General features: G+C 68.9%; 28 protein-coding genes. 17 read left to right on the plus strand and 11 right to left on the minus strand.

Features of this window, described 5'->3' with window-relative positions:
* Nucleotides 1-345: 345 nt before the first annotated feature.
* Complete coding sequence (locus OTB20_RS35935; RefSeq protein ID WP_267824103.1) at nucleotides 346-891, plus strand: transposase family protein; 546 nt, start codon at nucleotides 346-348, stop codon at nucleotides 889-891.
* 33 nt (nucleotides 892-924) lie between these two features.
* Here the strand turns inward: OTB20_RS35935 and OTB20_RS35940 are convergent, their stop codons facing one another.
* Entirely contained in the window at nucleotides 925-1,401 is a 477-nt protein-coding gene (locus tag OTB20_RS35940) for a group II intron maturase-specific domain-containing protein (protein ID WP_267824104.1), read from the minus strand.
* A 241-nt stretch (nucleotides 1,402-1,642) separates the two neighbouring features.
* On the minus strand, nucleotides 1,643-2,218 hold the full coding sequence (locus tag OTB20_RS35945) for an SET domain-containing protein-lysine N-methyltransferase (RefSeq protein ID WP_267824106.1): 576 nt from the start codon (nucleotides 2,216-2,218) through the stop codon (nucleotides 1,643-1,645).
* Between the two features lie 438 nt (nucleotides 2,219-2,656).
* Here OTB20_RS35945 and OTB20_RS35950 point away from each other — a divergent pair, with 438 nt between their 5' ends.
* The gene (locus tag OTB20_RS35950; protein ID WP_267824108.1) at nucleotides 2,657-2,863 is read left to right on the plus strand and encodes a hypothetical protein; all 207 of its coding nucleotides are present in this window, start codon (nucleotides 2,657-2,659) and stop codon (nucleotides 2,861-2,863) included.
* 247 nt (nucleotides 2,864-3,110) lie between these two features.
* Nucleotides 3,111-3,557: an STAS domain-containing protein gene (locus OTB20_RS35955; protein ID WP_267824110.1), complete on the plus strand. Its 447-nt coding sequence runs from the start codon at nucleotides 3,111-3,113 to the stop codon at nucleotides 3,555-3,557.
* On the opposite strand, the gene OTB20_RS35960 is transcribed toward OTB20_RS35955, so the two are convergent.
* Nucleotides 3,554-3,976: an STAS domain-containing protein gene (locus OTB20_RS35960; RefSeq protein WP_267824112.1), complete on the minus strand. Its 423-nt coding sequence runs from the start codon at nucleotides 3,974-3,976 to the stop codon at nucleotides 3,554-3,556. The genes OTB20_RS35955 and OTB20_RS35960 overlap by 4 nt on opposite strands.
* Nucleotides 3,977-4,248: 272 nt before the next feature.
* On the opposite strand from OTB20_RS35960, the gene OTB20_RS35965 reads away from it, so the two are divergent.
* The 4 genes from OTB20_RS35965 to OTB20_RS35980 all read left to right on the plus strand — a co-directional run bounded on the left by OTB20_RS35965 (nucleotide 4,249) and on the right by OTB20_RS35980 (nucleotide 6,875).
* The gene (locus OTB20_RS35965; protein ID WP_267824113.1) at nucleotides 4,249-4,476 is read left to right on the plus strand and encodes a hypothetical protein; all 228 of its coding nucleotides are present in this window, start codon (nucleotides 4,249-4,251) and stop codon (nucleotides 4,474-4,476) included.
* Nucleotides 4,477-4,634: 158 nt separating this feature from the next.
* The gene (locus OTB20_RS35970; RefSeq protein WP_267824114.1) at nucleotides 4,635-5,093 is read left to right on the plus strand and encodes a Crp/Fnr family transcriptional regulator; all 459 of its coding nucleotides are present in this window, start codon (nucleotides 4,635-4,637) and stop codon (nucleotides 5,091-5,093) included.
* A 297-nt stretch (nucleotides 5,094-5,390) separates the two neighbouring features.
* Complete coding sequence (locus OTB20_RS35975) at nucleotides 5,391-5,975, plus strand: redoxin domain-containing protein (protein ID WP_267824115.1); 585 nt, start codon at nucleotides 5,391-5,393, stop codon at nucleotides 5,973-5,975.
* Nucleotides 5,976-5,984: 9 nt separating this feature from the next.
* The gene (locus tag OTB20_RS35980) at nucleotides 5,985-6,875 is read left to right on the plus strand and encodes a cytochrome c biogenesis CcdA family protein (protein WP_267824116.1); all 891 of its coding nucleotides are present in this window, start codon (nucleotides 5,985-5,987) and stop codon (nucleotides 6,873-6,875) included.
* Nucleotides 6,876-7,184: 309 nt separating this feature from the next.
* Here the strand turns inward: OTB20_RS35980 and OTB20_RS35985 are convergent, their stop codons facing one another.
* From OTB20_RS35985 to OTB20_RS36005, 5 genes are read right to left on the minus strand one after another with little or no spacing between them, the layout of a single operon-like run.
* A complete protein-coding gene (locus OTB20_RS35985) occupies nucleotides 7,185-8,168 on the minus strand; it encodes a radical SAM protein (RefSeq protein WP_267824117.1) in 984 nt (327 codons plus the stop codon).
* A complete protein-coding gene (locus OTB20_RS35990) occupies nucleotides 8,162-8,971 on the minus strand; it encodes a phosphate/phosphite/phosphonate ABC transporter substrate-binding protein (RefSeq protein ID WP_267824118.1) in 810 nt (269 codons plus the stop codon). The genes OTB20_RS35985 and OTB20_RS35990 overlap by 7 nt, the downstream gene beginning before the upstream one ends.
* A gap of 38 nt (nucleotides 8,972-9,009) precedes the next feature.
* Nucleotides 9,010-10,134 (minus strand): acyl-CoA dehydrogenase family protein, encoded by a 1,125-nt coding sequence (locus OTB20_RS35995; protein ID WP_267824119.1) that lies wholly within the window; start codon nucleotides 10,132-10,134, stop codon nucleotides 9,010-9,012.
* Nucleotides 10,131-10,547: a hypothetical protein gene (locus OTB20_RS36000; protein WP_267824121.1), complete on the minus strand. Its 417-nt coding sequence runs from the start codon at nucleotides 10,545-10,547 to the stop codon at nucleotides 10,131-10,133. Before OTB20_RS36000 ends, OTB20_RS35995 begins: the two co-directional genes overlap by 4 nt.
* A gap of 19 nt (nucleotides 10,548-10,566) precedes the next feature.
* Entirely contained in the window at nucleotides 10,567-11,118 is a 552-nt protein-coding gene (locus OTB20_RS36005) for a TQO small subunit DoxD (protein ID WP_267824123.1), read from the minus strand.
* 412 nt (nucleotides 11,119-11,530) lie between these two features.
* Between OTB20_RS36005 and OTB20_RS36015 the strand changes: the two genes are divergently transcribed.
* The 3 genes from OTB20_RS36015 (at nucleotide 11,531) to OTB20_RS36025 (ending at nucleotide 13,818) form a co-directional block, all read left to right on the plus strand.
* Entirely contained in the window at nucleotides 11,531-12,238 is a 708-nt protein-coding gene (locus OTB20_RS36015; protein WP_267824125.1) for a glycosyltransferase family 2 protein, read from the plus strand.
* On the plus strand, nucleotides 12,235-12,867 hold the full coding sequence (locus OTB20_RS36020; RefSeq protein WP_267824127.1) for a TIGR04282 family arsenosugar biosynthesis glycosyltransferase: 633 nt from the start codon (nucleotides 12,235-12,237) through the stop codon (nucleotides 12,865-12,867). The genes OTB20_RS36015 and OTB20_RS36020 overlap by 4 nt, the downstream gene beginning before the upstream one ends.
* A 378-nt stretch (nucleotides 12,868-13,245) precedes the next feature.
* Complete coding sequence (locus OTB20_RS36025; RefSeq protein ID WP_267824129.1) at nucleotides 13,246-13,818, plus strand: redoxin domain-containing protein; 573 nt, start codon at nucleotides 13,246-13,248, stop codon at nucleotides 13,816-13,818.
* A 401-nt stretch (nucleotides 13,819-14,219) separates the two neighbouring features.
* Here the strand turns inward: OTB20_RS36025 and merB are convergent, their stop codons facing one another.
* The 3 genes from merB to OTB20_RS36040 form a co-directional block, all read right to left on the minus strand.
* On the minus strand, nucleotides 14,220-14,792 hold the full coding sequence (merB, locus tag OTB20_RS36030; RefSeq protein ID WP_267824181.1) for an organomercurial lyase: 573 nt from the start codon (nucleotides 14,790-14,792) through the stop codon (nucleotides 14,220-14,222).
* A gap of 201 nt (nucleotides 14,793-14,993) precedes the next feature.
* Nucleotides 14,994-15,404, minus strand: coding sequence for an acyl-CoA thioesterase (locus OTB20_RS36035; protein ID WP_267824131.1), 411 nt, complete (start codon nucleotides 15,402-15,404; stop codon nucleotides 14,994-14,996).
* A gap of 127 nt (nucleotides 15,405-15,531) precedes the next feature.
* Nucleotides 15,532-16,848 (minus strand): XRE family transcriptional regulator, encoded by a 1,317-nt coding sequence (locus OTB20_RS36040; RefSeq protein WP_267824133.1) that lies wholly within the window; start codon nucleotides 16,846-16,848, stop codon nucleotides 15,532-15,534.
* Nucleotides 16,849-18,134: 1,286 nt separating this feature from the next.
* Between OTB20_RS36040 and OTB20_RS36045 the strand changes: the two genes are divergently transcribed.
* From OTB20_RS36045 to OTB20_RS36075, 7 genes are all read left to right on the plus strand, one after another.
* A complete protein-coding gene (locus tag OTB20_RS36045; RefSeq protein WP_267824134.1) occupies nucleotides 18,135-18,455 on the plus strand; it encodes a transcriptional regulator in 321 nt (106 codons plus the stop codon).
* Nucleotides 18,455-19,507 (plus strand): hypothetical protein, encoded by a 1,053-nt coding sequence (locus OTB20_RS36050; RefSeq protein WP_267824135.1) that lies wholly within the window; start codon nucleotides 18,455-18,457, stop codon nucleotides 19,505-19,507. Before OTB20_RS36045 ends, OTB20_RS36050 begins: the two co-directional genes overlap by 1 nt.
* A complete protein-coding gene (locus OTB20_RS36055) occupies nucleotides 19,504-20,241 on the plus strand; it encodes an ATP-binding protein (protein WP_267824137.1) in 738 nt (245 codons plus the stop codon). Before OTB20_RS36050 ends, OTB20_RS36055 begins: the two co-directional genes overlap by 4 nt.
* A 135-nt stretch (nucleotides 20,242-20,376) precedes the next feature.
* Nucleotides 20,377-20,988, plus strand: coding sequence for a WhiB family transcriptional regulator (locus OTB20_RS36060; RefSeq protein WP_267824139.1), 612 nt, complete (start codon nucleotides 20,377-20,379; stop codon nucleotides 20,986-20,988).
* Nucleotides 20,989-21,044: 56 nt separating this feature from the next.
* A complete protein-coding gene (locus OTB20_RS36065) occupies nucleotides 21,045-22,151 on the plus strand; it encodes a DUF2637 domain-containing protein (protein ID WP_420716556.1) in 1,107 nt (368 codons plus the stop codon).
* A 347-nt stretch (nucleotides 22,152-22,498) separates the two neighbouring features.
* Complete coding sequence (locus OTB20_RS42945) at nucleotides 22,499-23,137, plus strand: plasmid mobilization protein (protein WP_420716555.1); 639 nt, start codon at nucleotides 22,499-22,501, stop codon at nucleotides 23,135-23,137.
* A 9-nt stretch (nucleotides 23,138-23,146) separates the two neighbouring features.
* Nucleotides 23,147-24,892, plus strand: coding sequence for a relaxase/mobilization nuclease domain-containing protein (locus OTB20_RS36075; protein WP_267824143.1), 1,746 nt, complete (start codon nucleotides 23,147-23,149; stop codon nucleotides 24,890-24,892).
* The last annotated feature ends 35 nt before the right edge of the window (nucleotides 24,893-24,927 follow it).

Below are 24,927 nucleotides of genomic sequence, written 5' to 3' on the forward strand. Positions count from 1 at the left end.
CCACACGAACATCGCGGCCAGCCTCCGCGAGATGTCCTACGACTGTTTCCGACGACCCCTCGAACTCCTCGGCCTCTCCTGACCAGCAACGATCCAAGACCAAAAGACTTTGCAACAGCCCTGCCCGGCACCCCGCCCCTCTTGAGCAGTCTAGTCCCGTACTTCGCGGGTCGTTGATTCGTATGGTATGACCGGTCCGGGGGCAGGGCTGATTCAAAGTCTTGGTGATCATGTGGAAGTGCTGGTCACAACGGGGTGACGATCCGTCGAGACATCGCTACGAACGCAACGAAGCTCCGGTTGACGGGGTGACCTCTCAAGTCGCCCTGAACACCCGGAGCTTCGATGTGCCGTCAGTCTGCCACTGTCTGCCTGATCAAGTCGCCCACGCGTCAACACCGTGAGGTCCCGCAGTTGGACGGCCGGCTGCGGACACTGCCCGACCCGCGCAAGCGCCGTGGACGCCGTCACCCGCTGGTGTCGGTGTTGCTGACTGCCGCCTGCGCGGTCCTGGCCGGAGCTCGCTCCTACTTCGCGATCGGCCAGTGGGCCCGCAACGCACCCCAGGACGCCCTCGCCCGGCTCGGCATCCGCGGAGCCGGCACGCTCGCTGTCCGCCGTGCGCCCAGCACCTCGACCATCCGGCGAGTCCTGCTCGCCGTGTGTCCCGGGGGACTTGCCGACCTGCTCGGCGCCGACCCGTCCACCGCCGAAAGCCTGGCCGTGGACGGCAAGACCGCCCGCGGCTCACGCATCGGCACCGGCCCGGCCGCGCACCTGCTCGCCGCTGTCTCCGGCGGCGGGCAGACCGTCAGCCAGCTGCGAGTACCGGACAAGAGTCGAGTAGCCGGGGGGAATTTCGCCCCCCGGCTCTCGCAGAACCGTGCGTAAAGATCTCTCTTTACACGGCTCTTGCCATCCTGATCACCAGCCCGAAGACGCTGCGGCGGTCACCTTCCAGTGCACGAACATGCGGGGGTACCGCTGGGCGATCTCCCGCATCTTCCGAAGGGCCTCACGCAGCGCCGCGAGCCGCCTGTACTTCTTGCGGATCCAGCGCACCAAGTAGGCGTTGATGCGTTGCAGAAGGGGGATCAAGGCCGCTGGGTAGAAACGGCCGTAATAGTTGATCCAGCCCGCCACGATCGGATTGATCCGTCGGGCGAGCTCGACGAAGGTGAGGTCGGATCGGCGGTGGAGTCGCCAGCCACGCACTTCCCCACTGATCCTCTTCAAGGCGTCCTTGCTGATCGCAGGCTCGAAGGACAGGAACTGTCTGCCCTGCTTGTCCTGCGACTTGCGCGCGCGGAACGTGTACCTGAGGTGATCCCTGTGGTGTGGACACACCACGGGGATCACCTCACCCAGCTCGGCCAGTGCCTTCTGCTTGTCGCCGATCACGCACGCTCCGCATCCCGGTCACGAACCGTCCACAACGGCCGCGAATCCGGCCCGTACCCGAACTCCGGCCGATCGCCGTACGGCCCTCGCAGCGTCAGCCCTGCCGCCTGGCCTTCCACTGGGCGCTGCCCGGCCCGACCCACCGGATCGTGCGCACGTGCGCCACCAGCTCGCGCACCGCCTCGCTCGACCGCTTCGGCGTGTGCCGCTCCGGGCACCACCGGCGCCACGGGCCGTACCGCTACTGGCCCGGCGTGCTCGGGTGCGCTTCCATCTCCAGCAGGTAGGGGGCGATCAGGCCGCGGTATGCGTCCCTGCGCTCGGTGGGCAGATCCTTCCAGCCGGTGATGGTGTCACGGCAGTAGGCAGTGCCACACCGGCAGCGCGCGGGGAAGTGGTCGATGGTGTGGTTTCGCATGGCGTAGTCGAAGGTGATCTCCTCGCCCTCTGCGATGGCGCGGCGGGCGATCAGATCGTGCGCGCCGTGTGCGTTGACCGCGATTCCGCAACTGGGGTCGCAGGAGTGGTTGACTAACGGCATCAGGCCGGCGTGCCGGACGAAGCGGTGCTCGCCGATCTGTGAGGCGTGGGCGTCGTTGCGGTCGAGTTCGGTCTCGATGACCCCTTCGAGCACCCGCTCGCCGACGGCGAACCCGTGCAGGGCGAACACCCCCACTCCCCGATCCGCTGCCGTGCGGGCCTGCGCGTCGGCCGTCCCGCTTGCCCGCCCGCTCACGTCCGTACGGACCTGGGGTGGCGTGGCGGCAGCCTGCGAGAGAGCGGCAGTGCTTGTCGTGGTATTGACTGTCCGGGTCATGGGTTCCTGACTCCTTCATGGCTGCTGGTGAAGTGAAGAACAATCGAAAGCACGCCGTGCTCTGGGGCGACGCGACCGCGGTGAACGGGTGTCGCTCCACCTTCAAGCCCTCTCACGGCGTGGAACTCCACGAGGCTGCCCCGCATGGGGCCCTGCCACGCCAAGACTCAGCGATACGCCACGTCATGGAGCTGCGCGCACCCGTCGTTGGCGATGCCCGCGGCTACCACCAACTTCACCACCTCAAAGCCCGCCGCGCAGGCCGGAGGGACCTGGAGCCGGCACGGCACATCGTCGGCGGCGTACGCACGCCGCCGCCCATGTCCCGGCATCACCCGCCCACCTCAACCGGTGATACAAATGGTGCGAAGTGTCACCTTGCGTGTCAGCGTGGAGGGGAGGAATCCTTCCGTCACGCGTCACAGAGGAGTCGCCGTCATGGGCGGTATGCAGGACAAGCGCCAGGAACCGGGCAAGGGCCGCGAGGAGCAGGAGCGCCTGCGCCGCGAGGGGCAGGACCCCGTCCACCCCGGCGCAGGCCAGGAGGGAACCCGGGGCAAGAGCCCCGAGGAGCTCAAGCGCCGCCGCCCAGACGAGATGACGCGCGAGCACGATGACGACGAGAAGCGCGACGAAGAGCACTGACCACGCTCAAACTGTCACGCTCACGCACGCAGGACCCGGCCGGGCCCGTAGTCACCCGGCCGGGTCCTGTCATGTGCCCGCACCTAGCCGGGCGCATCGCGCGGGGCGGCCCGTACGGGTCGCCGCAGGGCCTGCTGGGCCGGGCTTGCAACCGGGTGCGGGGCGGGGCGAGTATCGAAGCGGGACATCGCCCGGCCGTTGGGGCCGGCAGCGCATCGGACCACCCGTGGTGGCGAGGTGAGACAGCATGCAGAGCGACTTCCACATCGCGATCCGGCGCTACGGTCCGACGTTGCACCTCACCCCGGCGGGAGAGTTGGACATGGATTCGGGGCCGGCCATGGCCCGGGTGTGGACGGCCCTGGACGACCAGGTCGCCGTGGTGGCCTGCGACATGCGCAGCCTGACGTTCATCGACGCCACCGGCCTGCACCGCCTCCTCGGCCTCGCCGCCTACGTTGATGGCCGCAGCATCGCCTTCTTCGCCTACAACTGGCAGCGCCAGCCCCTGTGGCTCCTGGATCTCATCGACGATCTCGACCAGGCTCGGCAGGGCGCGGGCAACCGTCCGGCACCGACGCGTCTGCTGCGCCGCACGCTGCGGCAGAGCGCGGTATCCGGCCGCACCCCGCACACGGCGAGGACCGGACACCGGCCGCCTGCTCTCCCGGACGGGCCCCTTCTGTCCCGCTAAGGGTGAGGAAGGGCGTCCCCGCAGTCCGCGAGGTTCTCGCGCTGGGCCCGCTCCTCGATCAGGCGGCGAAAACCCGCCAGCGCGAAACGCTCACCCGTGGAAGAACCAGGCCCCGGCATCCCGGCGACCTGTGCCATCAGCCGCTGGGGCTGCGACTGCCAGCCGACGACAAGAACCCGCAGGCCCAGGCACTCGGCCCGCCGGTGCAGGTCCAAAAGCAGCAGCAGGCCAGCGGAATCCATGAACACGACACGATGAACATCGATCATGAGGACCCGCTCATGCACGGTGACCTGTTCCAGTGCCTGCTGGAGCAGCGACGCGGCGGCCGCGTCAAGATCCCCACTGACGCCGACCAGGAGCGTGCTTCCGCAACGCTGGACCTCCGTGGTGATCAACACGCGCTTCCCTTCCTCCATCCCGGACACCGGACCCGAGAAGCCCTCATACGGGCCCGTAAATCCCGGTAGCCACTACGAGGCGCGCCTCGTGCCTCGCGCATTCCGCCGTGCCGCGGCGTGAGACCCCGTGATCTACGCCCCCGGTACCGCGCGAAAGGCTCCTCCGTTCTCGGCGCCGTCCCCGCAATGCCCGGCCCCCTCGGGGTGCACCGCGACGAGGAAGAACAGGAGGAAACGCCCACGGACGCCAGGGCGGCGGCTGTCCCGGCGCCACCCGATGGGCGCGCAGCATGAGCGGGCTCTGGCGCCAGGTCCTGGCCGCCCTCGGCAACGACGGTCCCCACGAGCAGCACGAGCGCGCGGGGCTGCCCGCCCTGGGCGCGGCCGCACTCGCACCGGCGACGAGCCGGCCACCGCCGAGGCTGTGCAGCGCATCGCGCTGGCCGAGTTCTCGCTGCTGCTCGACGAGCCGTCAGGCTCGCGCCGCCCTCGTCCAGCGCCGGACCGGCCGCCGGTGACCTCCAAGGGCGTGTGCGCGTTGGTGGGACCACGATGACGGCGCGGCCGGTGCCCCGTCATCAACCAGGCCGTCCGCGCGGGAGAGACCGCCTCGTTCCCCGCCAACGAGACGGTCTACGCCGTGTTGGCCGCCCGGTGGACGTCGGCGGGGCGCGTCGTGCCCGGTCAGACGGACGGGAACGATCTCAACGACCTCGAGATGGACGCCATCGCCGCCGCGGCCCCCATGAAGACCCACAGCGCGGGCGAACTCCTTTACACGCCCACTCAGCCGTCCGAGGTGCTCTTCATCCTCAAGGGGGGCCGCGTCCGCGTCCGCGTCTTCCGGGTCTCCGCCGAGGGCCGCGCCTTGACCACGGCGATCATCTCCCCCGGCACGATCTTCGGCGAGATGGTGCTGCTCGGGCAGCGCATGTACGACAACTTCGCCGAAGCCCTCGAGGACGTCACCGTCTGCGTCATGAGCCGCAGCGACGTCCATCGATTCCTGCTCTCCGACGCGCGGATCTCCGCCCGCATCACCGAAATCCTCGGTCGGCGCCTCGCCGACCTCGAACAACGCCTGTCGGACAGCGTCTCTAAAACCGTGCCCCAGCGCATCGCGCCACTCTGCTGACCCTCGCGGCCGAGACCCGCCCCAGGATGCTGGGCGCCCGCGGCGCCCAGATCGCCCTCACCCACCAGCAGATCGCAGCCCTCGCAGGCACCTCCCGGGAAACCACCACCAGTCCTGCGCGACTACGCCGGGCAGGGACTGATCCGCCTCGCGCGTGGACGCATCACCGTCCTGGACGCCGAACGCCTCGGCGACCACGCGGGCTGACGTCACCGAACCGTAAGCGGCCCCAGGCCCCGCCAGCCGGTGGGAGCGATCTACATTTCAGGTCCGACCCCGACAACTGGAGCCATCACCATGCGTGCCCGCTCATTCCTGCCCGTCGCACTCCTCACCGCCGCGGCACTCACCCTGACCGGGTGCGGCTCGGACACGGCCACGCCCGCCGGCGGCGCCGCGGGCACGTCCAATTCCACGGCAAGCAGCGCCCCCTCCACCGCAGGAGCCGATCCGTCCGCTCCGGCTCCGACGGCCGTCCCCGAGGCGCTGCGCTTCACGGGTACGACCGTCGACGGCAAGCCGTTCGACGGGACGAGCCTGGCGGGCAAGCCCACTGTGCTGTGGTTCTGGGCCCCCTGGTGCCCCAAGTGCAAGGCCCAGGGACCCGAGACCGCCAAGGTCGCCGAGCAGTTCCAGGGCAAGGCCAACGTCGTCGGGGTGGCCGGCCTCGACAAGCAGGCTGCTATGAAGGAATTTGTCACCTCCACCGGTGTCGGCGCCTTCCCCAACCTGTCCGACGAAGCCGGAGACATCTGGAAGAGGTTCGAGATCACGCAGCAGAGCGTGTACGTGGTCCTCGACAAGGACGGCAAGACGGTCTTCACCGGGAACCTGCCCGCAGGCAAGGGGCTGGCCGACAAGGTCGCCAAGCTCGTCGGCTGACCCGCCATCATGTCCGATCTGCCCCTCGCCCTCGCCCTCACCGCCGGGATGCTCGCCGCGGTCAACCCGTGCGGCTTCGCCCTGCTCCCGGCCTATCTCTCCCTGCTCGTCCTCGGCGACGACAGCCCCACCCGCACCGCGGCCGTCGGCCGCGCGCTGGCCGCCACAGCCGCCATGACCGCGGGCTTCGCCGCCGTATTCGCGCTGTTCGGCCTGGCCGTCGCACCCGTGGCCGGTCAAGTGCAGGAGCACCTGCCCTGGTTCACCATCGTCTTCGGTGTCCTGCTCGCTGCCGTCGGCGGCTGGCTCCTGACCGGGCGTGACCTGCCCTCCCTGTTGCCCAAACTCCGCCGCGCGCCGACCGTGACCCGCTCCATACCCTCGATGGCCCTCTTCGGCGCCGCGTATGCCATAGCCTCGCTCGGCTGCACCATCGCCCCCTTCCTCGCCATCGTGGTCTCCGCGTTCCGCAGCGGATCCGGCTTCGAAGGCGTCGTACTCTTCACCGCCTACGCGACCGGAATGGGCGTCATCGTCGGCGCAGCGGCCCTCTCCGTCGCCCTGACCCGCTCCGCACGCGTGGGACGGCTGCGCCGCATCGGCTCCGTCGCCACCCGGCTCGGCGGTGCACTGCTCCTGCTGGTGGGCGCGTACGTCGCCTACTACGGCTGGTACGAGATCCGCACCCTGCGCGACCCCCAGACCACCGACCCGCTCGTCGACGCCGCCGGCACCATCCAGCGCGCCCTCGCCGACACCCTCGACACAATCGGCATCCCCGCCGTCGCCACCCTGTTCGCAGTGCTGTTGCTCGCCGCCCTGTTGCTGCGCCGCCGCACCCGCCGCGGGCAGAGCGAGGACGGACACGAGGGGAGCGGTACGCGGAACCGCACCCTGTAGAGCTGGTCGGGGATGTTCTGTTTCGCCGAAGCCGTCTGAGTCGGTCCGGGCGCCAGTGCGTTGACCGCGCGGGCGGCCGCGGATGCGGATTGGTGCCGGGGCTGGCCGCATCGCGTCCCGGAAGCGGTGGGCTTCGGCGGTCCACGCAGATCGGCCTCGGTGGTGCGCCGCGGGGGAGGAGGGCGGCACCGGGGCCGACGGGAGGCAGCTTACGCCCCGTCGGCCGGGCTGGCCCGCCTTACCCGACGGCGGCCCCACTGGATTTCTGGCCGCCGGTGCGAGAGCAGAGGGCTCGTGGCTGGTATGGGGTCATGCGCAGGGGAACGTGCGGGCGGCGGCGTCCGCTGTGGCTCGATGCGCGCGGAACTGCTCCTGTACGAGGGCGATGGCGGAGTCCAGCGGGAAGATGTCGCGGGTGACGAGCTGTTCGTCGTTGTCGGCTCCGACTGGATGCCAGTAGACGCCTTCGGCGGTGATGGTGACCTCGGGTATCAGCGTTTCCACGGTGAGTTCCAGGCCACTGTCGGCGGCGCCCTGGCGGGCGAGGGGCCGGACCACCTGGTGCCGTTGCGGGATGCCCAGCGAATCGAGGAAGGACCGGAGCTCGTTCTCCTCGCTGCGGTCATCGGTGGTGAGCGTGGCGGCTACCCGCACGATGAAGCCCTCATCGAGGGCGGTGTGAATGCCGGCGACTGCCTTGGCCCACGTGCCCTTGCCGCGGTGGGCGTCGTGGAGGTCCGCGGTGGCGGAGTCGAGGCTGATCTGGAGGGTGAGCCGGTCGCGAGGCATGGCCTGAAGTGTCTGGAGCCGGTGTCCGCGGAAGAGCATGCCGTTGGTGAGGAGGGTGGTGGGCAGTGCGGCGGTGCAGTCGGCGACGATCTGGCCGAGGTCGGGAAGGATGAACGGTTCGCCGCCGGTGAGCAGGATCTCGCGGACTCCGGCGGCGGGGGCGGCCTTCGCGATCTCCCGTACCCGGTCCACTCCGAGGGCGCGTCGCTCTGCCTTGGGCGAGGAGCGTGCGCAGCAGTAGTCGCAGGCGAGGTTGCAGTCGAAGTTGGTGTAGAGCCACAGGCGTGCGCCGGGGCGGCGGTCGGCGGGAAGGTCTGAGATCGGATCCGCCGGGCGTCCTCGCCGGATCGTGACGCTGGTGTGGTCGGCGGCTATGAGTGTGTTGCCGGTGCGGGCGCACCATGCTGCGGCCAGGTCGGCTTCGTCCGGCGAGTGGAGTGGGATCGTGATGGTGTCTCCCTCCGCCAGGGCGGAGGTTTTCTCGATGAGTTCGAGGATCACCATCGGGGTGCGATGTCCTGTTCTTCGACGGCTTGGAAGAGGTCGGTGTAGCCGTCGAGTTCGGGGGCCACCCAGCGGGTGAGTCCTTCGAGTTCCAGGATGCGGCGGTGGTCGGGGTTGTCCCAGTCCATGGCCAGCAGGTGTGCGGTCCAGGCTTCGGTCCGGGCCGGATCGAGGGTGTCGAGGGCGGTGAAGTTGCAGTGGCAGTAGGCGGGGCTGGTCCAGAAGGATTCCAGGGCGCCGGGCATGAGTTCGTCGCGTCCGATGGCTTCCCAGGTGGTGATGCCGATCGCGGCGGCGTCGGCGTCGCCGTCGAGGACGGCCCGGATGGCGTCCAGTTCGCTGCGGCCGGTGTCGCCGTGTTTTCCCAGGTCGCTGTCGATGCGCAGGAGTTCCACGTCACCGTCGGTGATGCCTTCGCGGCGCAGATAGTGCAGCGGCAGGATCGCCGCCTGCGCGGAGTCACGGCTTCCCAGTGCCAGCCGTCGCCCCTTGAGGTCCGCGGGGCCGCGCAGTCCGGCTCCGGCCCGGCAGACCAGGTGGCTGCGGAATGCCAGATCGGTGTCGCGCATGGCGAGCGCGGTGGCGTGGCCGCCGCTCTGGAGTACGGTGCGTACCCAGGCCAGGTTGGTGTTCCAGGCGATGTCGATGGTGCCGGCCAGCAGGGCGTCGACCTGGCGGCCGTAGTTGGAGAACAGGACGAAGTCCATGCCGAGGCGGGCTGTGCGGTAGTAGTCGCGGATGCCTTCCCAGATGGGCACGACGTTGGGGGTGTATGCCACCGCACCTACTACCAGCGGTTCCATGGCCTTCTCCTCTCCCTTGGTGCTCGTGTCGTGCGGGGTCAGCCGAATACCGGCTGGCCGGTGATGGCCTTGCCGTAGAAGTCGTAGAGCACGTCCGCGGTGGGGGCCATGACGTGGCCTGCCCGGGCGTCGCGGAAGAACCGTTCGATGGCCAGGTGCTGGGAGAACGCGGCGCCGCCGCACACCCGCATGGCGTCGTCGGTGACGGTCAGCGCGGTGTCGTTGGCCAGGGCCTTGACCCCGAGGACGTACAGGGGGGTGTGTTCGTCGGGGGCGGCGATACTTGCCGCTGCCGTGCGCAGGTAGGCGGTTGCGGCTTCGAGCTGCAACGAGGTGCGGGCCAGCCGGGCGCGGATCGTGGGCAGCTCGGCCAGTGTCTGGCCGGTGTGTTCCAGTCTGGCGGTGCTGGTGTGCTGCACGGCCGCCTTCAGGGCGGCCCGGGCCAGGCCCAGGGAGACGGCTGCGTTGCCTATGTTGAACCAGGGCATGACGGTCTCGGTCATCAGTGCGAACCCGGCGCCGGCCGGGCCGAGACGTGTCGCGTCCGGCGCCGTGACGTCGAACCGCATCGGCGCGGAGGCGTTGCCTCTCAGCCCAAGGCCCCGGAACGAGCCCGTGACGCTCACGCCCGGCATGCCCGCTTCCACCCCGTACAGGTCGACCGTGCCCGGATCGTCCGCCGAGAGTACGGAGGTGACGTACAGCCCCGCATGACCGGCGGAGGTCACCCAGCTCTTGTCCGCGGTGAACCGCACGTCCTCGCCGCCGTTGCGCTTGGCCTGGGAGATCGGCGCCCAGAAGTGCGAACGGGAACCGGGCTCGCTGAACGCCAGGGTGGCCAGTGTCCGGCCGGCGGCCAGGTCCGCCGTCAGGGAGGGAAGCCCGGGCGGTGGGGCGGCCAGCGCCGTCATGGCACCGCAGACGTGCATCAGGTAGACCATGGCTGTCGAACCGCAGACCTCCGCCAGCTCGCCCGTGACATGGGCGAACTCCTGAGGGCCGGCGCCCAGCCCTCCGCCCCGCTCGGGCAGGGTCAGGCCCAGCAGGCCGCAGGCGGCCAGAGCCGACACCGCCTCCACGGGGAAACGGCCATCCGCGTCCACGTGGGCGGCGTGCTCGCCGGCAACGGTCAGAACCGGCTTCAGCGTGCTGTCCAGGTTCATGGGGAACCAGGCCTTCCTGGGGAAGATGCCGTAGGGGCGGTAGGGGCAGGTGCGCGGGTCTGTGGCACGGGGGCAAAGCCGAGAGCGAGCAGACCCACGGCGAAAGCGAGGAGCAGGGCCACGGTCGAGCCGTCGCCGCCGAGCAGGTTCGTATCGGTCCACCCGATCTGGACCAGCTGCAGGACGGCGGCCGCAAGGAACCCTGCCCCGGCCAGGACGATCAGCACCCGCACCCCCGAGAGCCCCGCGGCGACCGTCAGGCAAGCCAGGACCAACACGACCAGCGTGCCCGTCCCGCCGAGCGTGACGAGCTCCCATGGGGGCGCGTCCGCGATCCCCAGTACGGTGCTCGCCGCGGCTCCCAGTCCCAGACCGGCCGCTGTCCTTGCCGTCGCTGCGGATGGTGCCTTCACCGGCTGCCTCCTCGAACCGTTACGACGCGACCAGCAGCAGGCGTGAGAACCGGCCGCGGCGCTGCCTCCAGAGGGGGCGCAGCGCAGCATCGACGCCGTAGGCGCGGCCCGCGGCGGTGGCCAGCAGCGCCAGGTGCGCGACGTACATCAGGAAGTAGGCCCAGAACCACTCGTTCGGCGTGTTCAGGACCGAGAATGTGATCGCGGTCGTCTGCGCCAGCCCCACCAGTGCCCAGAACCGGGTCGCCAGGCCCACCAGCAGAAACGCGCCGAGACATGCCTCGACGGCGAAGGCACCCCAGGCGAACACCGCGAAATGGGGGATGATCACGTGATCGACCAGCCACGCCCACGGAGCGAAGACTTCATGCTCGGTCCCGTTCAGCGTCCAGGCGTACAGGTCACGCGACGGGACGGACTTGTTGCCGAAGTCCGGCGGATGCTTCCACGCAAGATTCTGAATCCACAGCAGACCGACGACAACACGGCAGACAGCCAGCAGCACACGGGAAAGCCGGGAAGATCCCAGGGGCTCTGCACCGTGTATCACGGACTCGTTGGTCACGTCCATGCCGAGGACCTTCGTTCTTGCATCACGGAGCTAGAAATTCATCCGATGCCGTAGATCCATTGACTCACGACGCCGCGTGCCCCGCAAAACCACCCGGAGCCCAGCCGGGACGAAGCAAGAACGGGATGCGAGGTCGCCGGCAGGGAAGGACCATGGTTCAAGGACACACGGCTTCGCCGGGAGACCACGGTCCGACGCGCCCTGCCCGGCAGCGGGGGCCACACGCCGCCGGCCCCGGATCACGGCGATCCAGACCCCGTGGTCACTTGCGCGTACCGGCTGGGCTGCGTACGGCACATCACCGCGTACTCGCAGTGGCTGGCCGACGAGCTGGGCTGGTCGGCCCAGACCGGTTTCGCCGAGGGGATGGCGGAGTTTGCGCGCAGCAGACCGCGAGACTCGGAGGCCCAAGATGTCCGTGCTTCGTAAGGACCAGCTGACGGTGGACGTCGTACTCCCCTGCCTGAACGAAGCCGTGGCCCTGCCCTGGGTCCTTGAGCGCATCCCGCCCGACTGGCGTCCGATCGTCGTAGACAACGGCTCGTCCGACGGATCCGCTGAGATCGCCGCGGCGCTCGGCGCCACGGTGGTGTACGAGCCGCGGGGCGGCTTCGGCTTCGCCTGTCACGCCGGGCTGCTGGCTGCGGACGCGGACATCGTCTGCTTCTGCGACTGCGACGCCTCGCTGGATCCCAGCCTGTTGCCCGCCCTGGTAGGCGAAGTGGCGGACGACCGGTTTGATTTGGCATTAGGCCGACGGCGGCCGCAGACGCGTGGGGCCTGGCCCGTGCACGCCCGGGCCGCCAATCTGGCGCTCTCCCGGATGGTGCACCGGCGTACCGGGCTGCGACTGCACGATCTGGGGCCGATGCGTGCGGCTCGGCGGGAGCCCCTGCTCGCCCTCGCTCTGACTGACCGGCGAAGCGGCTATCCCCTGCAGATGGTTGTCCGCGCCGCCGACGCGGGCTGGCGGGTCTGCGAACTCGATGTTCCGTATCGGCGCCGGACCGGGAGGTCGAAGGTCACAGGGACCTGGCGTGGCACCTGGCAGGCCGTGCAGGACATGCACGCAGTGCTCGCGCAGCCGCCGGTGGCCGCACCCGGGGCAGGTGCCCGGTGACCACGCTGCTCGTCATCGCCAAGGCGCCAGTGCCCGGTCGAGTAAAGACCCGGCTCACCCCGCCCTACTCGCCTGCGGAAGCCGCGCGCCTCGCCGAGGCCGCGCTCGCCGACACTCTCGCGATGGTCGCCGCGGCGCCGGTACGGCGGCGTGTTCTGGTACTCGAAGGCGCCCCCGGCGGCTGGCTGCCGCCGGGAATCGAGGTGGTGGCGCAAAGCACCGGCCCGCTGAGCGAACGGCTGGCCGCAGCCTTCGGGCTGTGTTCCGAACCTGCCGTACTGATCGCCATGGACACCCCGCAAGTCACCCCCGACGACCTCGCCCCGGCCCTGGCTGCGGACGCCTGGCAGGATTGCGACGCGTGGTTCGGCCCGGCGGTCGACGGCGGCTTCTGGGCGCTGGGCCTGGCCGAGCCCGATCCGGAGCTGGTACGCGGAGTCCCCACGTCTTCACCCGAGATCGGCGCCGTGCAGCGGCAGCGACTCACCGACGCCGGGCTGGTGGTGCGCGATCTACCAGTGATGCGCGACGTTGACACCGCGGCCGATGCGCGACTGGTGGCGGCCGAGGCCCCGCACACCCGCTTCGCCGCAACGCTGGCCGAGCTGGGGCGAACCGGGGCACGATAGCCGCCGACGTCTACCTGTCCGTCCCCCGAGATAGCCGAACTGCTCGAGTTCTCGGAAAGGGCACCCGCGGGCAAGTGCCCGCACGCAGGCGGTCTCCGCCTCGCCCAGGAACCGGGGCGGTGCCCGTCGCGCGGGTACCTCGATGACACGCGCTCGGACTGTCAGGCAGATCCCTCGACGGCCGCACTGTCCGCGATCCGGGCGCCGCTTCCGATGCCGGCCTTCGGCACGTCAAGGACGAGGACGTGGCCCGGCTGGTCCCCGGACTCGACGACGAGGATGGCACAGTCACCGAACCGTAAGCACCCTCCCCACCGACACGGCCCGCCGCCCGGCCCACAGTTCAGCCGACCCCGACCTCCAGGATCTACCCCTTCCATGCGTGCCCGCCTCATCCTCCCCGGCCTCATGGCCGCCACCGCACTGACCCTGGCCAGTTGCGGCGCTCAGGACAACGTCTCCTCCCAAGGTGCGGCGGATACAGCCCGTCCCGCGGCCTCCGGCTCCTCCGCGTCGGCCGGTGCGCAGCCGGGGACCTCTGCGGGCCCCCGAGGCGCTGCGATTCACCGGCACGACCGCGGAAGGCCGGCCTTCGACGCAGCGACCTTGGCGGGCAAGTCCACCGTGCTGTGGTTCTGGGCCCCGTGGTGCCCCACCTGCAAAGCCCAGGGGACCGAAACCGCCAGGGTCGCCACCCAATGCCAGGGCAAGGCGAACGTCATCGGGGTGGCCGGACTCGACAAGTCGCAGGCAATGAGGGACTTCGTCACCAACACGAGGGTCGGTGCCTTCCCGAACCTGTCCAACAAGGCCGGGGAAATCTGGAAGAAGTTCAAAATCACTCAGCAGAGCTTCTACGTGATCCTCGAGAAGGACGGCAAGACCGCCTTCACCGGCAATCTCCCCGCCGGCAAGGGACTCGCCGACAAGCTCACCCCGCTCGTGGGCTGACCGCGGTGTCCGAACTGCCCCTCGCCCTGACCTCGCCATCGTGGTCTCCACATTCCGCAGCGGCTCCACTCTCGAAGGCATCACCCTGTTCACGGCGTACGCGGTGGGAACGGGCCTGATCGTCGGCGCCGGCACACTCTCCGTCGCGCTCACCCGCACCGCCCGCATGGGCCGGCTGCGCCACCTCGGCTCGGTCGACTCCCGCCTCGGCTGTGTGCCCTGCTGCCCCTGGTCGGCGGATGCGTCGCGTACTACGGCTGGTACGAGATCCGCGTTCTGCTCGACCTTCAGACCACCGACCCCGTCTTCGACGCCGCCAGCACCGTTCAGCAGTTCATCGCCAGCCTGCTGGATGGCATCGGCGTCCCCCGTGATGTCCGCGGCCTTCGTCACGCTGCTGCTCACTGCCGTTGCGCTGCGCCGCCGTCGGCACGGCCAAGACCGTACGCAGGCATATCGGGCAGCGCCACCGCGGCTCGGCGCGGAGTTGACAGGCGCCGAAGTCGCCTGTCAACAGCGGCCGGATGGCGCTCGCGCGGAGAGGATCTGCTCGACGACGGGCTGTCCGATTTCTGGGCGCCGGGGTGTTCGGCGAGCCAGTCCTTCGCGGCGTCGGCGCTGGCAAAGAAGTGGACCTGGTCGCAGAAGGATGCGCGGACCGAGGACGGCGCGCCGGGGATGAGCAGGGAGACGACGGCGCCGGCCGGCTCCACGACGATGGGCCCGTGGGCGTGACGGTGAGGCGGACCGGCTCCCCGGTGGCCCGGCACGGGGAGGTCTCCTTCGCGGTGTGACCGAGGACGGCGGGAAACGCAATCACGGCCATAGGCCTCAACCGCGCCCAGGCACGCCGCACCCTGCGTCTGGGGGTTGGCCGGGACACCACGACCGCGGAGATCACGCGAGCCGCAGGCCTGCTTGCGCAGGCGGTCGCCAAGGCCAGAGCAGCCGCGTAAAACCCTGGCCGACAGCATCGAGCGCCACACCGATGGCAGAAGAACCGAACCCTTGGAACGCAAGAAGCCCTCTCCCCAGAGAGAGGGCTGGGCTTCTGTCTGGCAAACAACTGTGCGCCAACGGACTACGGGGCGCGGCAGCCGACGATGGAAAACCCTCTACTCGAACTCGCCGCCGATAAGCACTCCGAGTGACGGACGGGCGACGCCGACGTTCATTTACCTCTCGTCGAGAAACCCACTGAGAACAGCGCGCTCCGCCTCATCAAAGCGCCGAACCCGCCCCGCCACAGAGTCGTAGCCAGCCATCCTGGAGGTAGCGGCCACGTACAGACCGCCAACATCCTTAATTTCGTAGGCCAGCTCGAAAGCCACACCTTTCAGGTCGGTGACCCACGCCTCGATAGACACCGGGGTTGTGCTGTACACGAGCGGCCGCGAGAATTTCATCCACTGCTCAGACAAGAAGAAGTTCTTCGCGAGGCGCTCGCCAGGGTCACTGGGAACGAGCTCTTTAAACATGTTCATGCGCGCCTCTTCGAGGTAGCGCGGGTAGACAGCATTGTTGACGTGATTATTGGCGTCCATATCAGACCAGCGAATGGGACACAGGTAGGTGAAGCGGGGCACGGTATCTCCCAAGAGGGTTGAGGATGCTCAGCCGAAGAGAGGCTGCTGAATTCGGGGACAAAGTCCACTCGGTGCAAGCTGGCCAGGCGGTTCACGGAATCTGCTCGCGTCACCCAGCAGGTTTCTCTCAGCCAGTCCCGCCCTGGACCTGCCGGCAGACAGGGGTCCTACTAACGAGGAGTGGCTGCCATTGCCGGAACGACCGGGGCCGCTCGGCAGAGGGTTTCGCCTGTCGGCAGGCCAAGGAAGTACGCCGCATGGCGTCCAGTTCCGTAACAGCATCCCCGTCCCTGGTCTCGGGGAATCGAGCCAACACAGCCGGAGCATCAAACTCTGCGGCCGCCCAGTATTCGTTTTCTCTAGTCGCCCAAATTACAGAGTTAGTCGAGGGTGCAAGCGTCAGCCGCACCCCCGGGCCGACCCGCTTGCTCAGAGCAGGCAGACGCACCCCACCCTCGCCAGCCAAAGCCGCGGCCTCCTCCTGCGTCCGGCATCGGACCGTGCGCTGTGGAAGCGCGGGAGGGCGCACCCAGTCTCGGGCAGGACCCTTGGCCCACGCGTCACGCTCGCCTCCGAGCGCGTCGAAGCGGTGGTTATCCGTTTCGTCACCCTGGAGCCAAGTAATGACAACAAGCCGACACTCGGGAAGGCTCGCCGGAAAAAGTACATGACTTACAACTTCGACCGTCTCACCCAGAGCCGGCACATTCATATGGAAAACGTCGCCGTCCCTGTCGGCCCCCAAGGCATTACGCGTGTCCCAGATATGCCTTACATCCGGATCGGCGCAGACCTGGGCAATGAGCCTCAGTAGCGCGCGATCGTTGGGGCGATTCATCACCGCATACTTGAGCAGGCGGACATATACTTCCGCATGTTTTTCCCAGTCAGCGTATTGAACGCGAGCCTCGCGTGAGAGAAGAGCCCACGTCATGAGGTTCGCTTCGGGTTCAGTTACCCACGGCCACCATTCAGCCATCATGTGATTGTAGGCCAGAATGGACCAGTTACCGTTACTGAGATAGGCGGGGCTAGGCATCTGCTGATCGATGAATAGCTGCAGGGCCCTCTTCACACTCGGATCGGGACGGCGGGAATCAGATTCATCCTGCAACCCTCCAAGGCTATGCAGCATGAGCGCACGACGCTCGTCTCGCCCAAGCATGAACAACTTGGCGAGCGCCTCACGCTGCTCGGCGTTCAGCTTGGTAGGGACGGCCCCACGCTCCAGGTCGCCGTACCAGCGCACGGACCGGCCGACAGCGGCGCAGGCCTCCTTCTGCGTGATGGTTCGCCCGCGACGGGCGCCGGCCGCAGCGCGCCACGCCTTGAGGAGGCCAGCAAGACCCATCACCTGACCGGGCGTCGACTCCGGATCATCGACCGGAGCCGACTCACCATCCCCGCCCTCGTCCGAGTTCGGATCGACATCTCGTTCTGTCACGGCACCTCACTTGGGCAGCAATAGACATTCGGCAGCCCTCCGATGGCTATCGAATGCGAGCTTTGGCGACACGTAGGTCGCCCCCGAGCGCTCACGTCACAACGATATTCGACATATAGGAACACTTCACGCATCTTGGTTGGTTTCGGGCCAAAAGTATGATGGCTCGACTTTGGTGCGAGGACTTGCTGCCCGAAGAATGAGGTCGAAGTCCCCTGGATTACGCCCCGACTCCCCCATGGCGACGATCGCGATGCCGCAGGCGCGTCGGGGACCCGGCAATTCCTTGTGACCGACGCCACGTCGGCGCAAGCCGGCCAGTAGGGCACCCTTCCGGGGGCGCGTAGTGGATGATCAGGGGCGAATCGGGCAGAGAATCGGCAAATGATTGCCGATTCTCGATATCGCTCAACTCGGGCCTACGTGCACCGTCCATACGCTTCGTCGCCCCTGGCCATGCACCCAAAGCCCAGGGCCAGTTGACGAGATCTCTCGCCATTATGTGCGTAGGCAACCCGCTAAATGATCTCGGTCCGCGTTGCGTTGACGAGACTTGCCAGCCGGGCTTAAATCATCCTGAACAGGCAGTTCAACAGATTGTGCGATTCAGGGCGCACGCGCGGGAGAGGTAATGATCATGAAAGGCCGCGTCGGCGATGGTCGGCTATCCACTTCCGCTCTGGCCGTGACCGCTAAGCGCATTACGCAGCGCACTCCCCCGATTCAGTACGCAACTGGTGCTCGCCGTGCCCTACGGCCCTTTCCGCCCCCAGTACGTCAGCGAGCCGCCGCCCCTCGGACAGCCGCTCCACCCGCGGTGGGGAAAGACCGGATGCTCTCGCAGCGCTCGCCACGGCGTGAAGCTCTCAGTCCACGAGTCCGGCCGACGAAGTAGCGAGGCCGAGTACAGACGCCACCGCAAGGTGGGTTTGCGCTGCTCAGTGGGGTGCTGGAGCGAACTACACCAGTTCTATAGCTATGTCTAGACCTTGCGGAGGTGTCCGCATAGCTTGTTGTCGAACCCGCCGGGCACAGGCCCGGAGGGCATGCCAGACCAGGGGGAGGATCCGTGAGGACACAGCGCGAGCCGCACGAAGGCAGCGGCTAGGCACACAGAAACGGCGCCGGAGAGCAGCAACTCCCGGCGCCGACTGTCCGGCGCCGAGTATGGCGCCGAGTGCAGATTGCCTCGGGCTCCAGCAAGAGCCCTTGAGGTCACCTACCTACACCGCACCGGCCCACTTTCCACGGAACACGGTGCGGATTACTTCACGGGAGAGTCTCGCATGTCCACACCCCTGCGCGAAAGGTCATCAGTCGAGGCCTGCGCGGAACCGCTGACCCTTCGGGCCCGCAAGCTGGCGGAGCGTCTGCAGCGGATGCTGCCGCAGGCCGCCCAGGTCCGCGTCAAGCTGATGGACGGCCGGACCGCCTGGCCGCACCTCGACGTCCGGGCCACGAACGCCACCGGCGACACCGTAAGGATCAGCCGGACCCAGGGCCATGTCGCGGCCCGCTGGATCATCCGCTGCCACCCCAGCGCGGACTGGGCCCTCGCGAGGACCTTCGACCTCCGCACCGGCTCCCTGGACGGGAGTGCTGCCTGATGGCGCGCATCCGGACCATCAAGCCGGAGTGGTTCCAGTCGGAGGCCCTCGCCAAGGTCAGCCTCCACGCCGAGCGCACCTTCCTCGGTCTCATCAGCCACGTCGACGACACGGGGCGCCACAAGGACCTCGCATCCCTCATCACCGGACACGTCTGGATGGTGCGCGGGGATCCCGACGTCACCGCCGTGGAGGACGACCTCGATGCGCTGGTCGGTGTCGGTGTCGTCTGCCGCTACATCGGATGCGACGGCAAGGAGAATCTGCACCTGGTGTCGTGGGACAAGCACCAGCGCATCGACAAGCGCTCCTCCTCGCGGCTGTCCCGCTGCCCGGTCCACCAGGCGCACCACAACTGCGGTGGCTGCGACTCCGACCGCTGCCCGCAGCCCGAAGTGCGCAACCCGGAGCCGCCTCCGCGAGGCCTCCCGGAAGACGCCGGGAGGCCTCCGGGAGCCCTCGATCGACGGGTTTCCGTCGAATCCGGGGTGGCTCTCTACTCCCGGGACATCGTCGGAGATGGGCTGCTCGCACAGGAGGCGGAGCCATCCGCGCCGTCCGCCCAGCCGGCCCTAGTCAGCACGAAAAACGCAGGTCAGACGCCGCTCGGAGAGCCCTCGCGGAACACTCCCGGAGGACTCCGGGAGGAGGGTGCGTCTGGATCTAGGATCTTGGATCCTGGATCTTTCCCTAAGGGGGGCGATGCCCCCGCGCCTGGCGCAGCCCCCGGATCGATATCGGCGAAGGACCTGCTGGCCGAATACGTCCGCGCCTGCAAGGAACCCGTGCCGCAAACCGTGCGCGGCCACATCGGTCGGCACGTCAAGGGGCTGCTGGAGGAGGGCTTTGATCCCGCGGTCATCCGGGCAGCCCTGGAGCGGCTGCGCGTGAGGGGCCTGCACGCCAGTGTCCTGCCGAGCCTGGTCAACGAGGCCCTGAACGCCTCGCCGCAGGCCTCCGCCTCCGGCGCGGGGCTATGGGCCAGCGCCCGGCCCGCCTATCAGCCCTGGCAGAACCCCACCGACAGCTCCGTCTACGAGGAGTCCCTGTGACCCGACGCACCCACACGGCCGCCCCGCAGACGCTGGGCGAGACCACCTCGGTCAACCGCCTGCGAGCACGCTTCACGGCGATGGGGGTCGATGCCAGCCGACCGGTGGCTGACACTCCCGCAGCCATCCCCGCCCTGGAGGCGGCGCAGAGTCGAATCCCCTCGCGCTACCGGCAGGCGACCGTCTCGGACCCGCGCGTCCGCCAGTGGGTGGACGACGTCGCGGCGAATGCGACCGCCCCCACAGCGGGTGGCCGTCGAGAGGTCTCGACGGGGCCCTCGCTGCTGCTGCTCGGCGCAACCGGGGTCGGGAAGACGCACGAGGCCATCGCCGCGATCCGTACGCTGATTGCCACGGGAATCGTGGTGCGATGGGAGTCCATCACCGCAGCAGATCTCTACGGCGAGATGCGCCCTCGCCAAGGTGTGGATCCGGAGTGGATGCTGCGGCGCCTCGTTCGGATCCCCGTCCTGCACCTTGACGACCTGGGGGCCGCCACGACCACCCGGTGGACCGAGGAGCTGACGTACCGGCTTATCAACCACCGGTACAACCGCGAGCTGCCCACGCTGATCACGAGCAACCTCGCCCCCGTCCGCACCACCAGCATGCCGCCGGACCAGCCGGTCCTGCGCGAGCAGATCGGTGACCGGGTCGCCTCCCGACTCGTCGGCATGTGCCGGCAGATCGCCGTGACCGGAACAGATCGGCGCCGGGCCCAACCTGCCGTCTGACCAGCATTCGCACCTGGCGCAACGCCAGCGCCTGCGCCCCTTGCCAACCCTCACCGCCTGGACCCGCCACCCTGCTGCACTGCAGCAGCACCGTGGTGACCGCGCGCCGGCCGTGAAGCACCAAAGGACAACGCCTTGCGATACATCACCACCCACGAGAACCCCGCCATCGGCATGCTCGGGATCGCCGACCGCAGCTGGACCGAGCGCGGTGCCTGCTACGGCATGGACATCGCCGAAGCAGACGAGATCTTCTTCCCGACGGTCACGAACAGCAAGAGCACTGCCGCAGCAAGGGCGATCTGTGGTGGCTGCCCCGTCCGGCAGCAGTGCTTCGACGCAGCCATGGACAGCGGCGCCCGCGTGGGCTTCCGCGCCGGCCTCACGGCCGCCGAGCGGCGCAAGTTCCACAACACGGTCGCCGCGCGCCTGGATTACAGCCGCGTGGAGGCCATCTTCCGCGGACGGGACGTCGCCCTGTCCGTCCACGAGCGCAACGCCGTGGTGCGCCAGGCCCTTGTCCGCGGCTGGAGTGTTGACCGTCTGGCGGCGCTGCTGGGGAGCGACCTCGACTACACCCGCAAGATGATGGCGCTTCAGGTAGCGGAGGTGACGGCCCGCGACCACCAGTGGCTCCGGCAAATGTCCCCCGCTCAGAAGGCCGGCAACCCCGGGGAGACCCCGAGCACGTCCGGCCCCGACTCCTCCCCTTCGGAGCCTCGAACGGCCTTCGAGGAGGCCGCGTGAAGGAGGATCCCGCGCGCGATGTCGCCCCGATAGGGCCATGGGACCGTCTGGCGATCATGACTCTCGGCACGGCCGGCTGCGCGCTTTCGTACGACGCTCTCCAGCAGATGGCCGTTGCCATCCACGTGCGTGGCTTCCTGACCTACCTGTTCCCGCTGGTCGTCGACGGCTTCATCGCCTACGGCGTGAGGGCTCTGCTCGTGCTCGCCGAAGCACCCCTGCGGGCTCGGCTGTACGTATGGATGCTCTTCGGCACGGCCACAGCCTCTAGCATCTGGGCGAATGCCCTGCACGCGGTGCGGCTCAACCAGCAGGCTCCAAGCCCCAACGGACTACAGTTGGGCGACACGGTGGTGGCGGTCTTGTCCACGCTCGCCCCGCTCGCGCTCGCCGGCGCGGTCCACCTCTACATCCTCATCACCCGACACCACCCCGCGGACCAGGCGCGGACCAGACGGGTGGAGGGCCTGGCGTACCCGAGGGCCCGGTCCGGCGAACCTGTTGCCCGGACCGTCGCCTCGCATCGAGAGGCCGCCGGACCAGACCGCCCGACCAAGGTGGACGACCCTGTGGACCAAGAGCGAGTGGACCAACTCTCCGGGGCCGACGCTCATGGTGAAGGTGGAGACCGGACCACGCCTTCCCTCGTGGACCAGACCGCGTCCGGTGGCGCACACGGCAGTGCCTCCATGGCGGTCCACCGGCCCCGTCCGGCAACCAACCGCGCGGACAACGAGCCCGAACCCGAACACGGCCAGTGGGGCAAAGATGCAGGTGGCACCGCGGACCAAGCTCTCGCCCACCCTCGCGATGGGGCCGGACCAAGCACTGCGGGAGACCGCGAGCACGGGGAAGATCCTGTGCCGGGGCCTCCGACGGCCGGACCAGAGGCAGGCCTCGACCCGCTCAGCAGACAGGCAAGTGATGGGCCGGCGGACCAGACCAACGCCCCCTTCGCCGACCCGGTCCCCCTGGAGGTACTCGTCCCGATCGCACGCGATGCGGCCCTAGCCGGTGGCCGAATGACCCGGCGGGTGATCGGACCGTACCTGCGCGAGCAGCGCCTCACGATCAGCAACGAACGATTCAGGGAGCTGCAAGAGGTCCTGTACCAGGATCCCGAGCTCGCTCACCTTCCCCGGCCGAAGCGGCGCACCCGCTGAGCATCGGGGACGCCACCGCGCACCTCATCACGCCCAAGCACCCGGGTGGGGCGGATCCCGAAGCAGCTCCGGATCCGTCCCGCCCATCCTCGTTAAGGAGCCACCTTGTCCGTCCTTCACGGCAGCCACGCGCCGACAGAGCGAAACAGCGCCGCTGTTGCCTCGGCTTGGGCCGAAGTCCTCGTCCACCAAGGCCATCTGCAGGCCGCCATGCCCACGCCGAGCGGCCAATGGCTTGTGCAAGGGGAGCACATGGGACCGGTACAGGTCCTGTCCGGAGCCGAGGACCTGCTCGAACTCGCCGCCCTGGCGCAGTACTGCGACCGCATCGCGAGGAGCACTCGCCGATGACCGATCCGCTCCCGAAGTCGTCCGGCGACCGAATACGGCCAGGCTCCAACTCGACCTCAGGGCGAGCAAGTTATCCCATTGGATACTCCACCGTCGGCGGAGTATCCAATGGAGCCGGCCCCCAGGGGACCGGGAGCCCCTTCTGGCACCGGGGGGCGCCAGAAGGGGGGACTGCGACCGAGGGCGGATCGCAGTCGGAGGAGCAGCCGCACACCTGTCACGACAGCGCCTGTCAGCACGTCGAGCCCGTCCGTCCCCGAGCGCGTCGCCGCCCGTACCAGCGCGGGCAGCGCCCGCACGTACGCAACGCCCGACTCAACGACCAAGAACTCGCAGCGATCACCGCCGGCGCCCACGCTGCCGGACTTACCGTCGCCGGCTTCATCGCTCACGCCGCCCTTGCCGCAGCACGCGACATCCACAAGACGGCAGCGGAGATCGCCTCCGAACGTGAAGTCGTCTCAGAGTTGTTCGCCGCCCGCCGGCACCTGGGCTACATCGGCAACAACATCAACCAGATCGCCCGCATCCTCAACTCCGGCGGCGACACCCCCGAAACCAGTGCTGCCCTCGACGCGGTCCGTCTCGCGGCACGCCGCCTCGAAGCCGTCACGCAACAGCTGATCGAGCGCTGAGGCGCTGCCATGATCCCCAGAGTCCACAAGCGCGGAAGCCGGACGATCGGCCTGCTCCACTACCTCTACGGACCCGGTACTCACGAAGAGCACACCGACCCCCACCTGGTCGCGGCCTGGGACAGCCTCGCCCCCGATCCCGGCCGTGACACCGAGGCCACCCTGAAGGAGCTCCAACAGCTGCTCGACCAGCCCGTAGACGCGCTTCCCTCCGGCCGGCGACCGGACCAGCACGTGTGGCACCTGTCCGTGCGCGCGGCCCCGGAGGACCCCGTCCTGAGCGACGAGCAATGGGCGGACATCGCCCGACGCATGGTTGCCGCAACGGGGATCGCCGCAGGTGACGATCCCGCGGCCTGCCGCTGGGCGGCCGTACGTCATGCCGACGACCACATCCACATCATCGCCACGACCGTCCGCGAGGACGGCCGCAAGCCCCGTCTCCACAACGACGCTGCCCGCTCTCAGGCTGAGGCGCGCCTCATCGAAGCTGACTACGGTCTGCGCCGCCTCAACCCCGGCGACAAGACCGCTGCGCAGCGACCGACCAGCGCCGAGCGCCACAAGGCAGAACGCACCGGGCGCACCCGCACGCCCCGTGAGGAGCTCCGCGAGACGGTCCGCCGCGCGGTGGCCGGGGCCGCGAGCGACGCCGAGTTCTTCGACCGGCTCGACGCCTCCGGTCTTCTCGTCGTACGCCGTGTCGCCCCGAGCGGTGATCTCCTCGGCTACAAGGTCGCCCTGCCGGACGACCGGAACAAGGACGGTGAACCGATCTTCTACGCTGGCGCCAAGCTGGCCCCCGACCTCTCCCTTCCCAGGATCCGCGAGCGGTACGGAAGCGACGGGGCTGCGGACGACACCGCGGCCGAGCATCCCCGTGGAGCCGGACACGGCGGCGCTGAACGGCCGGCCCCCTCCCAGGCCCGACGCACGGCGAGTGGTGCGGTTTGGACGGCCCTGCTCGTCATCGACCAGGGCGATGACGGCGCGGCAGCCGCGCAGATCGCCGATGCCGGTGAACTCCTCGACGCTCTGGCGAAGACGAGCGCTGCTCACACCCGGCGTGAACTCGGCGATGCGGCATCCGCGTTCGAGCGGGCGTCGCGCTCGCACATCCGTGCCGAACGGCAACAGGACCGTGTCCTGCGTCAGGCGGCGCGCGACCTCGTCCGGGGCGGTCCTGCCCTGGGGCGCGGGGAGGACGGGGCCGGGACGGCCATGGTCATCGACATGCTGTTCTTCCTCGTCATCACGGCCGCGGCCTGGCATGCGAGGAACGGTCATGCTCAGCAGGCTGCGGCGGCCCGGCAGGCAGCCGAACACCTGCGTGCCGCCTACCGCAACGCCGCCGTGGCGCCCTTGGGCGTTTTGCAGGAGCGGGGTCGCCGTCTCGCACTGCCGCTCCAGCGCCGGTACGGGTCCGCCGTCCGGGAGGCCGTTCCTGATCTCGCGCAGCGGCTCCTCGACGAGGCCGGCTGGCCGGCGCTCGCCGCGACGCTCGCGGAGGCAGAGGCAGCCGGACACGAGGTGGTCCCGCTGCTGACCGAGGCCGCTTCACGGCGTGAGCTGGACACCGCGGAGTCGATGTCCGACGTGCTGGTGTGGCGCCTTCGGCGGCTGGCAGACCTACCCGCCGCCCCTGCTGCAGGCTCTCCCCCGAGGAGTGCCACGGCGAGCGCTGTCCGCTCGCGGCGGGCCTCCGTCCCAGGTCAGGGCGGAGCCGAGCAGAGTCGTCCGGCCCCGGGCCGATGACTTTTCCCTAGTAGAAGTGCGAGGCGATGGCGGGA

It is taken from the genome of Streptomyces sp. H27-H1, from assembly GCF_026627445.1.
GTDB lineage: Bacteria > Actinomycetota > Actinomycetes > Streptomycetales > Streptomycetaceae > Streptomyces.